This is a genomic window from Galbibacter sp. PAP.153, from assembly GCF_037029175.1.
Lineage (GTDB): Bacteria > Bacteroidota > Bacteroidia > Flavobacteriales > Flavobacteriaceae > Galbibacter > Galbibacter pacificus.
On sequence record NZ_JAZEUN010000010.1, the window covers coordinates 54131 to 68163 of the forward strand.

Sequence of the window (14033 nt, forward strand, 5' to 3'; positions counted from 1 at the left end):
TGGGCACAACTTTGGTATTGCCTATAAATAGAGCTCTATAAGACCTTCGGGGGTTTTAACGATAATTTCCCTGGCACCTCTATTGACCTCTTGTATAAATTCGTCGTTCATGGGGATTAAAATTTGTTTCCCTTCATTTTCAACTTCAAATAGAGCCTGTGCGGTATTGTCGTTCACCGAAGTAATAACCCCTACTTTTCCGTAATTTACATCGGTCATTGTAAAGCCAATAATCTCGTGAAAGTAAAATTTGTTTCCCGAGAGCTTGGGCAAAAATTTCAATGGCAAATAGAGTTCGGCTTTTAAAATAGCTTCGGCTTCGGCTTCTGTAGCCACATCCTCTAAACGCATCCGCAACAAGGTGGATTTATGCAACGAGGATTTTTCAATAAAAAAAGGAACCAGATTATTGCCAATGGCAATAAATACTGATTCCAAGTTTTTGTATAGTTCGGGTTCATCGGTATCCAGCTTTGCCAGCACCTCCCCTTTAAAGCCGTACTTTTTAACTATTTTACCGAGATAGAAGCAATCTTCTTTTCTCATGTAAATATTATTAAGCGTCTGCTTTCTTTTCTTCTTCAGCCTCTTCCGCAGCTTCTTCTGCAACGGGCTCTTGAGCTTCTGCTTCGGCCTCTGGCGCAGCTTCTTCTGCTACTTCTTCTTTGGCTTCAGTTTCAGCTTCGGCCGTAGCTTCTGCTTCGGCTTCAGTAGCCGCAGCTATACGCTTGGCATTAATTTCTTTTTCAGCTTCCAAAGTTTTTGCTTTTGCTTCTTCTTTAGCTTTCACTAAATCTTCTTTCTTAGCATCTACTTTTCCGGTTTTTTCTTCAACCCAAGCTTCAAATTTCTTTTGTGCTTCCTCTTCGGTTAAAGCTCCTTTTGCTACCCCACCTAACAAGTGGTGCTTCAACAAAACGCCTTTGTACGATAGAATTCTTCTAGCGGTATCAGTTGGCTGGGCACCGTTCTGAAGCCACTTTACAGATCCGTCAACATCTAATTCAATTTGAGCCGGATTTGTTGTTGGATTGTAAGTTCCTAGTTTCTCAAGAAACTTACCATCTCTTTTTGAGCGGGCATCTGCCGCCACTACCCAATAAAAAGGTTTTCCTTTTTTACCGTGTCTTTGTAATCTAATTTTTACTGGCATAATCCATTAATTAGCGGGGTTCACGACCCCTATTATTAATAATAAAATTCGCCCGCCACTTGGCTAAAGCGGGTGCAAATATACGCTATTTATTGTATACAACTAACTATTATTATATTTTTTTGTTTTAATAAACTGTGAATCAAAGACATGATTTTAAGCTTTGTGAGTTAACTAAACTAATATTTATGATGAACAACGGATTTTACATGGAAGTTTTCGATATATTTTGTACTATTATAATAGTTCTCCCTTAAAAACATTCAAAAAATATTTGCTCACATTAAATTGTTTGCCTAGACAAAACTTGTCGAGCCCTGCTCGTCCCCCCTGTCTACAGTCATTAAACCCAACTTGGTACATGCTTGTGCTATGTTGACTTTAGTTAAAAAAGCCCGAATTTCGGGCTTTTTTTAAGGCACGCCCATAATTGCCTGTTTGTAATTAACCAATAAACAATATATATCTAGCGCCAAAGTAATACTTTTGTATCATGGCCGGAATTTATATCCATATACCTTTTTGTAAACAGGCATGCCATTATTGCGATTTTCATTTTTCGACTTCCATGAAAAAGAAAACCGAAATGATCGAGGCATTGGCCAAAGAAATTATTACAAGAAAAGAGGAATTTTCAGAAAAAATTGAAACCATTTATTTTGGTGGCGGCACACCGAGCCTTCTTTTGGTTGATGAAATTAATTTTTTAATCGGCACCATTTATAGTAATTACAAAGTTGATGCAAAACCGGAAATTACGCTGGAAGCCAATCCAGACGACCTGAGCAGTGAAAAAATCAAGGCATTGGCCCAAACAAAAATAAACCGGTTGAGCATTGGCGTGCAATCTTTTTTTGAAGACGATTTAAAACTTATGAACCGTGCCCATAATGCCAAGGAAGCACTTCGCTGTTTGGATAATGCCACAAAATATTTTTCTAATATTTCTATTGATTTAATTTACGGCATTCAACACATGTCTGTAGAAAAATGGAAAAAAAACATCCACACGGCCTTGTCTTTCAATATTCCACATATTTCCAGTTATGCACTTACCGTCGAGCCCAAAACGGCTTTGGCAAAGTTTATAAAAACGGGCGCCATGCCCGATGTGGATGATGAATTGGCACAGCAACATTTTGAAATTCTTGTAGAAATGCTCGAAAAAAAAGGTTTTGTACATTACGAGCTCTCCAACTTTGGCAAAGAAGGTTACTTTAGCAGGAACAATACTGCCTATTGGCTTGGCAAAAAATATATGGGGATTGGCCCTTCTGCACATAGCTTTGATGGCAAAAACCGTAGTTGGAACATAAACAACAACACTAAATACCTTAACAGCATCCATAATGGCGTTTTGCCTAAAGAAACGGAAAGATTATCGGTTACCGATCGGTACAACGAGGCTGTAATGACCGGTTTACGGACCATCTGGGGAATTTCCTTACATAAAATTGAAAACAAATATGGAAAACCCTACAAAGATTATCTTTTAAAACAGGCAGCTAGATATATTAAAGAAGATTTGTTAACTTTTACTGATAATAAACAGACCCTTAAAACCGGGAAAAAAGGAAAATTCCTGGCCGACGGTATTGCTTCCGACTTATTTATGCTAAAAGATATTGCATAAAAAACAGGGCATTAAAACAAGTTTTAATTTGTGAAAATATGATTAAAACCACTATAAAAACCAATCAGGACACATATACAATAGATGTTTCCAAACCCATTGATGTTTCCATTCCGCTTCGCGGTGAAAAAAGCAACCCCACGGCCTGGTATGTAGGCCCGCCCGAAATAGCTCCGGTTACCGATGGCGATTTTACGGGAAGTGTTGCTTCGGGGGCCTCGACCAATTTCAACAATATTTTTTTTAACCCGCATGCGCATGGCACACATACTGAGTGTATTGGCCATATCACAAAGGAATTTCATAGCATAAACAATTGCCTGATACGATTTTTCTTTTTGGCCGAACTAATCTCGGTAACCCCCGAAGAAATAAACGGAGATAAGGTGATTACCAAAAAAATGATTGAAAATGCGCTAAAAAACAATTCGCCCGAAGCAGTTTTAATACGTACATTACCAAATTCCGAAGAAAAACTCACCCATCAATACTCGCACACCAATCCGCCTTATCTTCTAGAAGAAACAGCATTGTTCCTTCGTGAAAAGGGCATAAAACATTTATTGATAGACCTCCCTTCGGTAGACAAAGAAAAAGACGAAGGCAAATTATTGGCACATAAAGCTTTTTGGAACTTTAACAAAAAACAACGGCTCGATGCCACCATTACCGAATTTATATTTGTACCCGATCATGTTGTGGACGGAACCTTTTTTTTAAATTTACAAATAGCGTCTTTTGTAAACGATGCCTCCCCCAGCAAACCTATTTTGTATAAAATAATTGAAAAATGAAGTACAGTTTAAAACTCGAAGAGTTGGCAATGTTGTTACTGGGCATTTTTATGTTCAGTAAACTTTCGTTAAGCTGGTGGTTTTTTATTGGCCTTTTCTTTGTTCCGGATATTGGAATTTTTGGATATATTGTCAATCAAAAAACAGGAGCATTTACTTACAATTTGTTTCATCACAAGGGAATAGCATTGGTTTTATATTTTGTGGGAATATGGCAACAAAGCGAATGGCTTCAATTTGTCGGGATAATATTGTTTGCCCACGCATCGTTCGACAGAATGCTGGGCTATGGCTTGAAATACAAGGATAATTTTAATAACACACATTTAGGAAAAATAGGAAATCAATGAGCGACATTGTTCAAATATCGGTAGGCTTGTTATTAGGGGTTTTTGGCTCGTATTGGCTGTTTACGGTTTTTAAAAAGAAAAAATCAACAGAAAATACCGAAAGGCAATCCGTTATTTTGTTGGAAAAAATAAGGAACGTTTATAAATTGATAACTGTTGAAGGCGAATTTGCAGAGATTTACCATTATGAAAATGTACGGGAGCATTTTATGCGCCTCATCAGCAGTAAAAAAAAGGCTTTGTTGGTTATAAATGCCAAGGTAAACATAGGTTTCGACCTTAAAAAGATAGAAATGCATGCCGACCCCGATACAAAAAAAATCATTTTAACGGATTTCCCGCAACCGGAAGTGCTCAGCATTGAACCCGATGTAAAATATTACGATATCAAAGAAGGGCTTTTTAACTGGTTTAAATCCGACGACCTTTCGGCCATAAACAGCGAAGCCAAAGAACACATCCTGAAAAAAATTCCGGACAGCGGACTTTTGGACTCGGCCAAAAAAGAAGCTTTGGATGCCGTGCATATGATTGAAAGCATGGTACAGGCCATTGGCTGGAAACTGGACTATAAAGCCCTCGAAATCGATCAAAAAAGTATTTTAAAGGAACATACAAAAAAAGACAAATGAACATAGAGGAACTATACCAATATTGCACCGCAAAAAAAGCAGTAACCGAAGATTTTCCCTTTGATAAAAACACATTGGTTTTTAAGGTCGCCGGAAAAATGTTTGCGCTATGCGGCTTGGAAAAATGGGAAAAAGGCGAAAAAAGCATCAACTTAAAATGCGATCCGGACAAGGCCGCTGAATTAAGGGCTTCTTATAAAAGCATCAATCCTGGCTATCATATGAGTAAAACACATTGGAACACGGTTTCTTTAAACTCCAATGAAATAAGTCCGGAATTTTTAAGGGAGCTCATAGATCATTCCTATGAAATGGTAGTAAAAGGCCTGCCCAAAAAACTTCAAAAGGAAATATGGGAATAGCATTTAACTTTTCTTCATTTTAAAATGTTACCTTATTCACTCATCCAACAGCATAAAACACCAAAATAGGGTAATATTTGCATGGTTTTGGATAAAATGCTTGAATTTTTGCCCGATTCATTACGGTAATTTTGTATTGAATTTTTGTGAAGAACATAAAATACAAGAAATATGCAAGTAAAATGGGAAGGCGTAATGCCGGCAGTAACTACAAAGTTTAATGAGAATGATACATTAGACTTAAAAATGTTTGAGGTAAACATCAAAGCGCAACTCGATGCTGGTGTAACCGGAATTATTTTGGGCGGAACTTTGGGGGAAGCAAGTACTTTGACCGATGATGAAAAAGTCACTTTAATAAAAGAAACGGTCCGCATCGTGGACCATAAAATCCCGGTAATAATCAACATTGCCGAGCAAACCACAAAAGGCGCAATTGAAGCCGCTGCAATAGCCAAAGAAAACGGGGCAAGCGGACTCATGATGCTCCCGCCTATGCGCTACAAGGCAAACGACTTTGAAACCGTTACTTATTTTAAGGAAGTGGCCAACAGTACCGACCTCCCCATTATGATATACAACAACCCTGTTGATTATAATATTGAAGTGACCTTGGACATGTTTGAGGAATTGTTGAAGTGCAACAATATCCAGGCAGTGAAAGAGTCTACAAGAGATATTTCTAATGTAACCCGGATAAAAAACAGGTTTGGAGACCGTTTAAAAGTACTCACCGGGGTTGATACCTTAGGCCTTGAAAGCATTTTTATGGGTGCCGATGGCTGGGTTGCAGGCTTGGTTTGTGCATTTCCTGCCGAAACCGTAGCCATTTATGAATTGGCAAAAGCAGGGAAAAACGAAGCGGCTATTGCTATTTACCGTTGGTTTTTACCTTTGTTAGAGCTGGATATTAGTCCGCAGTTGGTACAAAACATCAAATTGGCCGAAGTTGCAACCAAAATAGGTACAGAAACCGTTAGGGCTCCAAGATTGCCATTACAAGGCGAGGAGCGCAAGCGTGTATTAAAAATTATAGAAGAAGGTGTAAAAAGCCGTCCGCAACTACCAAATTACAAAGCATTGAAAGCAACGGCAGTATAAGGCTATGCCTCCTGCAAGGCTCCAAAAACCTTGTAGGTATTCAAAACAATACTAATCCCTACAAGGTTAAAAAAAGACTTTGCAGGAAAAAATTTTAAAATGATTACAGGAAAGAATTTTATAGGAAACAAAACCTCATCAAAAGGAACAATTACCTACAAAACCTTCAACCCGGTTCTAAACAAAGAGACCCCGTGGGCGTTCAAAGAGGCAACTTCAGACGAAATAAACGAAGCTGTTTCTTTGGCTGTTGAAGCATTCAAGGAATATAAAAGTTGTTCTGGGGCAAAAAAAGCAGCCTTTTTAAATGCCATTGCCGATGAGATTGAAGCCTTGGGAGATAGTTTAATTGAAACGTATACAGCAGAATCCGGTTTACCCGAAGGCAGGGCCAAAGGTGAACGCGGAAGGACCATGGGGCAATTGCGTGCCTTTGCAACGCTCTTGGAAGAAGGCTCTTGGGTGGAAGCTATTATAGACACAGCCCAACCCGAAAGACAACCATTGCCAAAACCCGATATCAGGAAAATGCAGTTCCCAATAGGTCCCGTTGTGGTATTTGGAGCCAGTAATTTTCCTTTGGCATTTTCTACGGCAGGTGGCGATACGGCAAGCGCTTTGGCCGCCGGATGCCCCGTAATTGTAAAAAGTCATCCCATGCATGCGGCCACAGGCGAGTTGGTATCGGCGGCCATTACCAAAGCTGCCGAAAAAACGGGAATGCCAAAAGGTGTTTTTTCAAACATAAACAGCAAAGGCATTAAAGTAGGCAAACAATTGGTCATGCACCCAAAAATAAAGGCCGTTGGTTTTACGGGAAGCATAAAAGGAGGAACGGCATTGTACGAACTTGCTTCTCAACGAAAAGAGCCTATTCCCGTGTATGCAGAAATGGGAAGCATCAATCCGGTGATTGCTTTTCCATCGGCTTTAATGGAAAAGGGGGATTTTTGGGCAAAGCAATATGCAGGCTCCATTACTTTAGGCGCCGGGCAATTTTGTACCAATCCGGGATTGATTCTTGGGGTTAAAAGCGATGCACTTACAAAGTTTATAAACACCTTGGGCAAAGAAATTTCTCAAATCGAACCCACGCCCATGTTACACCCAAATATCCATAAAGCATACAAGACAGGCATGGAAACCGCTTCTTCGCAAGCGCAGACAAAAGAAGTAGCCGCTTACACAGGCAAAGCAAACCCAAACTACGGAAAGGCCAAGGTTTTAACCGTTGATGGCAATGTATTTTTAAACAACACGGTATTGCACCAAGAGGTTTTTGGGCCATATTCTATTATAGTTCAATGTGAAAACGATACCGAACTGGAAAATGTACTGAATGCTTTGGAAGGACAGTTAACGGGAACCATTTTAGGAAATGCCGAAGAATTAACTCAAAAATCCAAAATTGTAGATGCTTTAAAGGAAAAAGTAGGCCGACTCATTCTCAACAGTGTCCCAACAGGGGTAGAAGTTTGTCCGGCAATGCACCACGGAGGTCCGTTTCCTGCAACTACCGATGTCAAATATACATCTGTTGGAGTTTCGGCCGTAAAAAGATGGGTGCGTCCCGTGGCATACCAAAATTGGCCATTGGAGCTGTTGCCCGATGCTTTAAAAAACGAAAACCCGCTACAAATTACACGTATTGTAAACGGAATTTATACAGATAAAAAGGTTTAATATGATAAAAAACAGCTTTTTACTTTTATGCTTGACAACCGGCTTTATACTTGGTTCGTGTACCAATAACAGAAAACAGCATACACCTTCTGATGCGTTGACGGCCGTAATCGATACCGTTGAAAACTTTGAGCTGTACAATCGGGAAGAACACCCTTTGGGGCGTTTTGAAAAAGAACTTTATAAAAAAGATGCCGATTTTGCCAAGCAACAACTAGAAAAGCTGAATAAAATTGATACATCCAACTTGTCTGAAACCGAATTGATTTCATGGGAATTACTTAAATTCAAACTTCAGGACCGTGTAGATTTTTACGATTATGAAATGTTCCTAAATCCTATTCAGGCAGATCAAGGGTTTCATTTAAACTTGAATTATCGTGTAAAACCGATCTTGAGTTATGATGATGCCCGAGAATATTTAAATCTCCTGAACGACATTCCAAATTTTGTTGATCAAAACTTGGTTTTAATCCGCGAAGGCATTAAAAAAGGGATATCGCAACCCAAGGTTATTTTTAAGGGTTACGAAACTACTTATAACGAACATATTGTAACCAATGCTTCTGAAAGTTATTTTTATTCGCCTTTTAAAAAACTTCCGGAAACAATGACGGAAGCCCAAAAAGATTCGGTATTAGCAGCAGCAACAGAAGCGATTGAAAAAAGTGTGGTGCCTTCGTTTAAAAAAGTGAAAACGTTTTTTGAAGAAGAGTACATCCCAAACACCCGAACGGCAATTGGTGTTTCTGAAACGCCGGGCGGAAAAGAATTTTATCAAAACCGTATTGATTTTTACACGACTTCCAAAGCATATACTGCCGATGATATTCACAAATTAGGTTTGCAGGAAGTGGCTCGGATTAAAGCCGAAATGGAAAAAATTATTGAAAAAGTAGGCTTTAAAGGCAGTTTTGAAGAATTTTTGGAGTTTTTGCGAACCGACAAACAGTTTTATGTAAGCACGGGAAGGGAGTTGCTAAAAGAAGCCCGGGATATTGCAAAACGCATCGATGCCGAGCTTCCCAAATATTTTAAAACCCTGCCAAGAAAACCTTATGGAGTAATTAAAGTCCCCGATGCCATTGCACCAAAATATACGGGAGGCCGGTATTCGGGAACATCGAGAAGTACTGAGCCCGGTTATTACCTGGTAAACACATACAAATTGGAAAGTAGGCCTTTGTACAACCTTCCTGCGTTAACGGCGCATGAGGCCGTTCCGGGGCATCATTTACAGGGGTCGCTTAATAATGAAATGGGCGACAGCATTCCAAAATTCCGCAAGCATATGTATTTATCGGCATATGGCGAAGGCTGGGCACTTTATACCGAGTTTTTGGCTGATGAAATGGGCATTTATACAACCCCTTACGAAGAATTTGGGAAGCTTACATACGAAATGTGGCGCGCCTGCCGGCTGGTGGTAGACACGGGAATTCATGCCAAGGGCTGGACACGCAATCAGGTGGTAGATTATATGAAATCGAACACGGCCTTGTCTGAACATGAAATCAATACCGAAACCGACCGCTATATTGCATGGCCTGGGCAGGCCATCTCGTATAAAATGGGCGAGCTGAAAATTAGGGAACTTAGGAAAAAGACCAAAAAAGAACTGGGATCCGATTTTGACATCCGGGAATTCCACGAAATAATTTTAGGGCAAGGTACCGTAACCTTACCTATTTTAGAGAGACGGGTTAACAAGTATATTAAAAAGAAAAAGGAGTAGGCAAACAATGGCTTATAGCCCCGATTGAACAAATCTATCCCGCCCCCGGTCATGAAATGCCGGGGCGTGTAGTTGTGAAAGCGGGCAACAGCAATACGCAAGCATACATGCTACTTACATAAAGGAGAAGAAAAATTAATGGCAAGAAAAACTTTTTTTTGTGTAGATGCCCATACCTGTGGTAATCCGGTACGGGTAATTGCCGGTGGCGGTCCTAATTTGGACGGCAAGAACATGAGTGAAAAGCGGCAACATTTTATGAAGGAATTCGACTGGATCCGCAAAGGATTGATGTTCGAGCCCCGCGGGCATGACATGATGAGCGGGAGCATTTTGTACCCCCCGAATAATCCCGAAAACGATTTTGGAATTATTTTTATTGAAACCAGCGGTTGTTTGCCCATGTGCGGGCATGGAACCATTGGCACGATTACCATTGCCATTGAAGAAGGTTTGGTAACGCCAAAAATTCCCGGTAAAATCCGCATGGAAGCTCCCGCCGGTTTGATTGAAATTGACTACCAGCAAACCGGAAAAAAAGTGGACTGGGTAAAATTGACCAACGTGAAGTCGTATTTGGCAGCTACGGAACTGACCATTGAATGCAGTGGTTTGGGCGAACTGGTTTTTGATGTTGCCTATGGCGGAAATTTTTATGCCATTGTAGACCCGCAAAAGAACTTTTCGGGGGTTCATGATTTTTCGGCAAGTGAACTGATTCATTTTAGTCAGGAAGTCCGCCAAAAAATCAACACAAAGTACAAGGAAATGTTTGTGCACCCAGAAGATGCAACCATAAACGGGGTAAGCCATATGCTTTGGACCGGAAACACCATTAACCCAAAATCTACGGCCAGAAATGCCGTTTTTTATGGCGATAAGGCCATTGACCGTTCGCCGTGTGGCACCGGCACATCGGCACGAATGGCACAATGGTATACCAAAGGGTTACTAAAGCCGGGAGACGATTTTGTGCACGAGAGTTTTATTGGTTCGCAATTTATTGGTAACATTGAAAAAGAAACTACCTTAGCGGGCAAGAAAGCCATTGTGCCAAGCATTCAAGGCTGGGCAAGGGTTTATGGATACAACAACATCATTATTGACGACGACGATCCGTATGCACACGGGTTTCAAGTAATTTAAATATGCAAAAAAATATTGTTATTATCGGGGGCGGGATTATAGGCCTTTCATCTGCGTATTACCTTCAAAAAGAAGGGCACCAGGTAACGGTTATCGATAAATCGGATATTTCTGAAGGAGCTTCTTTTGTAAATGCCGGGTATATTACACCAAGTCATATTATCCCTTTGGCATCGCCGGGAATGATTGCCAAAGGAATTAAATGGATGTTCAATTCTTCCAGTCCCTTTTATATGAAACCTCGTTGGGATGCCGACTTTTTTAAATGGTCGTGGTATTTCCATAAATCGTCGACCCCCGAAAAGGTAGCTAAAGCCATTCCGGTAATTAGCGAAATTAATGTTTTAAGCAGAACATTGTACAAAGATTTGATAACCTCTGGAGATTTGGGGCAATTTCATTGGGAGCACAAAGGCCTTTTAATGTTATACAAAACAGATAAGGCAGGTGAAAGTGAAATGGCGGTTGCCGAAAAAGCCAAAAAAGAAGGATTGGAGGCCCGCCATGTAGATAAAAATGACTTAAAAGCTTTAGAACCCAACGTAACCATAGATGCCAAAGGTGCCATTTTTTACGAATGCGATGCACATAGCACGCCTACCGAAATCATGCCCAAACTGGTAGCGTTTCTTAAAAAAAATGGTGTTGCCATTAAAACAAACGAAACTGTTGAAAATATGGTCATTGACGGCAATAAAGTAAAAAGCATACAAACAAATAAGGCTTTTTACAATGCCGATGAAATGGTAATTGCTGCCGGTTCATGGAGTGAAGGGCTGGCAAAAAAACTAGGATTGAAGCTCCCCGTTCAGGCAGGAAAGGGATACCGAATTGATTTGCACAGACCTACTGGCATTGAGTTGCCCGCTATTTTAATGGAAGCCAAAGCCGCCATGACGCCCATGAACGGGTTTACGCGATTTGCTGGAACCATGGAATTTTCAGGAATCAATAAGACCATACGCAAAGAACGTGTCGAGGCCATTGCCCGTGCCGCCAAAGCTTATTATCCGGAAATTGAAATTACTCCCGATGAAAAAAACAATGCTCAAAGCGGGTTACGCCCCGTGTCGCCCGACGGGCTTCCTTATATTGGGTGTTCTTCAAAATACAAGAACATTACCTTTGCAACCGGGCATGCCATGATGGGGTGGAGCTTGGGTCCGGCAACAGGAAAATTGGTTTCTGAAATTATTGACGGGAAGAAATTATCCATGAATATTGATGCTTTTCATCCAGACAGGAAGTTTTAGCCTTAAAAATTTAATTTTTTAACCTTATTTAACATATTTTCTCGATTATTCTTTTATATTATACATAGTATAATCTTATAAATAAATATATGTTAAAAACAGTTATCAAAGAAGGTGAGAATATTGAAAGGGCGCTTAAAAGGTTTAAAAGAAAATATAAAAAAACCAAAGTGCTTCAGGAGTTACGGGAAAGACAACAATATACCAAACCTTCTCAAGCAAGAAGAGAAATAAAACAAAAAGCAGCTTATAAAGAGAAATACCTCCGTAGTTTAGAAGAATAATTAAATGGCGGTTACATGTAGAATATTTAGTAGCTTTAATGCCTAAATATGCTAAATGAAAAACCCGTCCCAATATTATAAAAATAAGCTTCAGCTTTTTAATCAACAATATACGGCAGTCAAAAAAACACTGGTCATAATCAGTTTTTTTAGGCTGCTTGCTTTTTTACTGATTGTATTTTTTATTTATTGGTTTTGGGGAGTCTTATCAATAATGATTCCCTGTATAATTGTTTCCATTGCCCTATTTCTTTTTTTGGTAACAAAATATAGTGTTTTTAAGTACAAAAGGGATAAAATCCGAGAACGTATCCATATCAACAAGACCGAATTAAAAGTTCTTGAAAAAAATTTTTCCTTTCTTCCAAGCGGAAAAGAATTCTCTAATTATACACATGATTATAGCCATGATATTGACCTATTTGGTAAAGGAAGCTTTTTTCAATACAGTAATAGGACTGCAACCAAAGCAGGAACAGAAACATTGGCAAATTTATATGCCGAAAACGCTGTTGACCGAATTCCCGAAAAACAAGAAGCAATACGGGAACTCGCCAAAAAAGTAGAATGGCGCCAAGATTACAGCGCAACTGCAACACTCGTAAAAGTAAAAGTCTCGGCAAAAAAGATTGCCAAATGGCTACAATCGCATCAACCCATTGTTAAAAAAAGCCTTGTTTGGCTCCCTTACGCTTTTTCGGCATGCTCGATGGCCATAATTACCTTGGCCGTTTTTAATATTGTTCCCAGCTCCCTTATTATGTATTGGTTTGTTTTGGGCTTGGGGGTTTCCGGTTCGTATGTAAAAAAGGTAAATCAGTTGGCTCAAAACACTTCAAAAGCTCAAGACACTTTTCAGCAATATCATCAACTTATTGCCAAAATAGAATCCGAAACTTTTTCTTCAACTTTATTAAAGGAAAAACAACAAATTGTTTTAGGGCAACACAAATCTACTTCCCTGCTTATAAAAAAATTCTCCAAAGCACTCGATGCATTGGAACAACGGGCCAATATATTAATTTCAATCCCGGCAAATGCCTTTTTGTTGATGGACTTATACAATATACACAGGATTGAAAAATGGATCCATCAGCACAAAAATAAAGTAGAAAAATGGTTTGAGGTTATCGCCTTTTTTGATGCCTACAATTCTTTGGGCAACTTTACTTTTAATCATCCGCATTATGCATTCCCGGCAATCAATATAAATGAAACGGTAATAAACGCCAAGGCAATGGGGCACCCGCTTATTCAAGAAACAAAGTTGGTTTATAATGATTTTAAGATTATCCGGGAGCATTTTTTTGTAATTACTGGTGCTAACATGGCCGGAAAAAGTACCTTTTTACGCACTGTTTCCTTGCACATTGTAATGGCCAATTGCGGCTTGCCTGTTTGTGCAGCTTCCAGTGAATATTCTCCTATAAAACTTATCACCAGCATGCGTACTGCTGATTCGCTTACGGACGATGCATCTTATTTTTATGCGGAATTAAAACGGCTGAAGCTCATTGTAGATAAAATTAAAACCGATACTTATTTTGTGGTGCTGGACGAAATTTTAAAAGGCACCAACAGTAAAGACAAAGCCATTGGCTCCAAAAAGTTTATTGAAAAGTTATCGGCTTCTAGGTCAACGGGAATTATTGCGACACACGATTTAAGCCTGTGCCAAGTTGCCAATAACAACGATAAAGTAGCCAACTATTTCTTTGAAGCCTTTATAGACGGAAAAGCACTTACTTTCGACTATACTTTTAAAGAAGGAATTTGCGAGAACATGAATGCCTCTTTTCTTTTGGAGAATATGGGGATTGTTTAAAGCTCGATGTCGGTTTTAATAAGCCAATTGTAAATAAAAAGATAGCTTTTAAAAAATCCCAAAAAATCAAAATGTCATCCTT

14 protein-coding genes are annotated in these 14033 nt (G+C 39.5%); 12 read left to right on the top strand and 2 right to left on the bottom strand.

Annotated features, from left to right (window positions below; genetic code table 11):
- Positions 1–21: 21 nt before the first annotated feature.
- Positions 22–546 carry a ribosome maturation factor RimM gene (rimM, locus tag UXI14_RS08115; RefSeq protein WP_335965704.1) on the bottom strand — a complete coding sequence of 175 codons (525 nt, stop codon included), beginning with the start codon at positions 544–546 and terminating at the stop codon, positions 22–24.
- A 10-nt stretch (positions 547–556) separates the two neighbouring features.
- Positions 557–1153, bottom strand: coding sequence for a 30S ribosomal protein S16 (locus UXI14_RS08120; protein ID WP_335965705.1), 597 nt, complete (start codon positions 1151–1153; stop codon positions 557–559).
- A gap of 493 nt (positions 1154–1646) precedes the next feature.
- Here UXI14_RS08120 and hemW point away from each other — a divergent pair, with 493 nt between their 5' ends.
- The 12 genes from hemW to UXI14_RS08180 all read left to right on the top strand — a co-directional run bounded on the left by hemW (position 1647) and on the right by UXI14_RS08180 (position 13951).
- Entirely contained in the window at positions 1647–2786 is a 1140-nt protein-coding gene (gene hemW / locus UXI14_RS08125; RefSeq protein ID WP_335965706.1) for a radical SAM family heme chaperone HemW, read from the top strand.
- A gap of 38 nt (positions 2787–2824) precedes the next feature.
- Positions 2825–3580, top strand: a complete 756-nt coding sequence (locus tag UXI14_RS08130; RefSeq protein WP_335965707.1) for a cyclase family protein — start codon at positions 2825–2827, stop codon at positions 3578–3580.
- Positions 3577–3930 (top strand): DUF4260 domain-containing protein, encoded by a 354-nt coding sequence (locus UXI14_RS08135; protein WP_335965708.1) that lies wholly within the window; start codon positions 3577–3579, stop codon positions 3928–3930. The genes UXI14_RS08130 and UXI14_RS08135 overlap by 4 nt, the downstream gene beginning before the upstream one ends.
- Positions 3927–4562: a DUF4230 domain-containing protein gene (locus UXI14_RS08140; RefSeq protein WP_335965709.1), complete on the top strand. Its 636-nt coding sequence runs from the start codon at positions 3927–3929 to the stop codon at positions 4560–4562. The genes UXI14_RS08135 and UXI14_RS08140 overlap by 4 nt, the downstream gene beginning before the upstream one ends.
- On the top strand, positions 4559–4924 hold the full coding sequence (locus UXI14_RS08145; RefSeq protein ID WP_335965710.1) for an MmcQ/YjbR family DNA-binding protein: 366 nt from the start codon (positions 4559–4561) through the stop codon (positions 4922–4924). Before UXI14_RS08140 ends, UXI14_RS08145 begins: the two co-directional genes overlap by 4 nt.
- Before the next feature lie 171 nt (positions 4925–5095).
- Positions 5096–6025 (top strand): dihydrodipicolinate synthase family protein, encoded by a 930-nt coding sequence (locus UXI14_RS08150; RefSeq protein WP_335965711.1) that lies wholly within the window; start codon positions 5096–5098, stop codon positions 6023–6025.
- Positions 6026–6124: 99 nt separating this feature from the next.
- Positions 6125–7708: an aldehyde dehydrogenase (NADP(+)) gene (locus UXI14_RS08155; RefSeq protein ID WP_335965712.1), complete on the top strand. Its 1584-nt coding sequence runs from the start codon at positions 6125–6127 to the stop codon at positions 7706–7708.
- Between the two features lies 1 nt (position 7709).
- Positions 7710–9443: a DUF885 domain-containing protein gene (locus tag UXI14_RS08160; RefSeq protein ID WP_335965713.1), complete on the top strand. Its 1734-nt coding sequence runs from the start codon at positions 7710–7712 to the stop codon at positions 9441–9443.
- Positions 9444–9581: 138 nt separating this feature from the next.
- On the top strand, positions 9582–10589 hold the full coding sequence (locus UXI14_RS08165; RefSeq protein WP_335965714.1) for a 4-hydroxyproline epimerase: 1008 nt from the start codon (positions 9582–9584) through the stop codon (positions 10587–10589).
- 2 nt (positions 10590–10591) lie between these two features.
- On the top strand, positions 10592–11842 hold the full coding sequence (locus UXI14_RS08170; RefSeq protein ID WP_335965715.1) for an FAD-dependent oxidoreductase: 1251 nt from the start codon (positions 10592–10594) through the stop codon (positions 11840–11842).
- Positions 11843–11931: 89 nt separating this feature from the next.
- A complete protein-coding gene (rpsU, locus tag UXI14_RS08175) occupies positions 11932–12126 on the top strand; it encodes a 30S ribosomal protein S21 (protein WP_277899885.1) in 195 nt (64 codons plus the stop codon).
- A 214-nt stretch (positions 12127–12340) separates the two neighbouring features.
- The gene (locus UXI14_RS08180; RefSeq protein ID WP_335965716.1) at positions 12341–13951 is read left to right on the top strand and encodes a DNA mismatch repair protein MutS; all 1611 of its coding nucleotides are present in this window, start codon (positions 12341–12343) and stop codon (positions 13949–13951) included.
- The last annotated feature ends 82 nt before the right edge of the window (positions 13952–14033 follow it).

Bases quoted from the DNA above. Each gene is read 5' to 3' on its own strand.
- rimM (WP_335965704.1), bottom strand. From the start codon at position 546: ATGAGAAAAGAAGATTGCTTCTATCTCGGTAAAATAGTTAAAAAGTAC.
- UXI14_RS08120 (WP_335965705.1), bottom strand. From the start codon at position 1,153: ATGCCAGTAAAAATTAGATTACAAAGACACGGTAAAAAAGGAAAACCT.
- hemW (WP_335965706.1), top strand. From the start codon at position 1,647: ATGGCCGGAATTTATATCCATATACCTTTTTGTAAACAGGCATGCCAT.
- UXI14_RS08130 (WP_335965707.1), top strand. From the start codon at position 2,825: ATGATTAAAACCACTATAAAAACCAATCAGGACACATATACAATAGAT.
- UXI14_RS08135 (WP_335965708.1), top strand. From the start codon at position 3,577: ATGAAGTACAGTTTAAAACTCGAAGAGTTGGCAATGTTGTTACTGGGC.
- UXI14_RS08140 (WP_335965709.1), top strand. From the start codon at position 3,927: ATGAGCGACATTGTTCAAATATCGGTAGGCTTGTTATTAGGGGTTTTT.
- UXI14_RS08145 (WP_335965710.1), top strand. From the start codon at position 4,559: ATGAACATAGAGGAACTATACCAATATTGCACCGCAAAAAAAGCAGTA.
- UXI14_RS08150 (WP_335965711.1), top strand. From the start codon at position 5,096: ATGCAAGTAAAATGGGAAGGCGTAATGCCGGCAGTAACTACAAAGTTT.
- UXI14_RS08155 (WP_335965712.1), top strand. From the start codon at position 6,125: ATGATTACAGGAAAGAATTTTATAGGAAACAAAACCTCATCAAAAGGA.
- UXI14_RS08160 (WP_335965713.1), top strand. From the start codon at position 7,710: ATGATAAAAAACAGCTTTTTACTTTTATGCTTGACAACCGGCTTTATA.
- UXI14_RS08165 (WP_335965714.1), top strand. From the start codon at position 9,582: ATGGCAAGAAAAACTTTTTTTTGTGTAGATGCCCATACCTGTGGTAAT.
- UXI14_RS08170 (WP_335965715.1), top strand. From the start codon at position 10,592: ATGCAAAAAAATATTGTTATTATCGGGGGCGGGATTATAGGCCTTTCA.
- rpsU (WP_277899885.1), top strand. From the start codon at position 11,932: ATGTTAAAAACAGTTATCAAAGAAGGTGAGAATATTGAAAGGGCGCTT.
- UXI14_RS08180 (WP_335965716.1), top strand. From the start codon at position 12,341: ATGATTCCCTGTATAATTGTTTCCATTGCCCTATTTCTTTTTTTGGTA.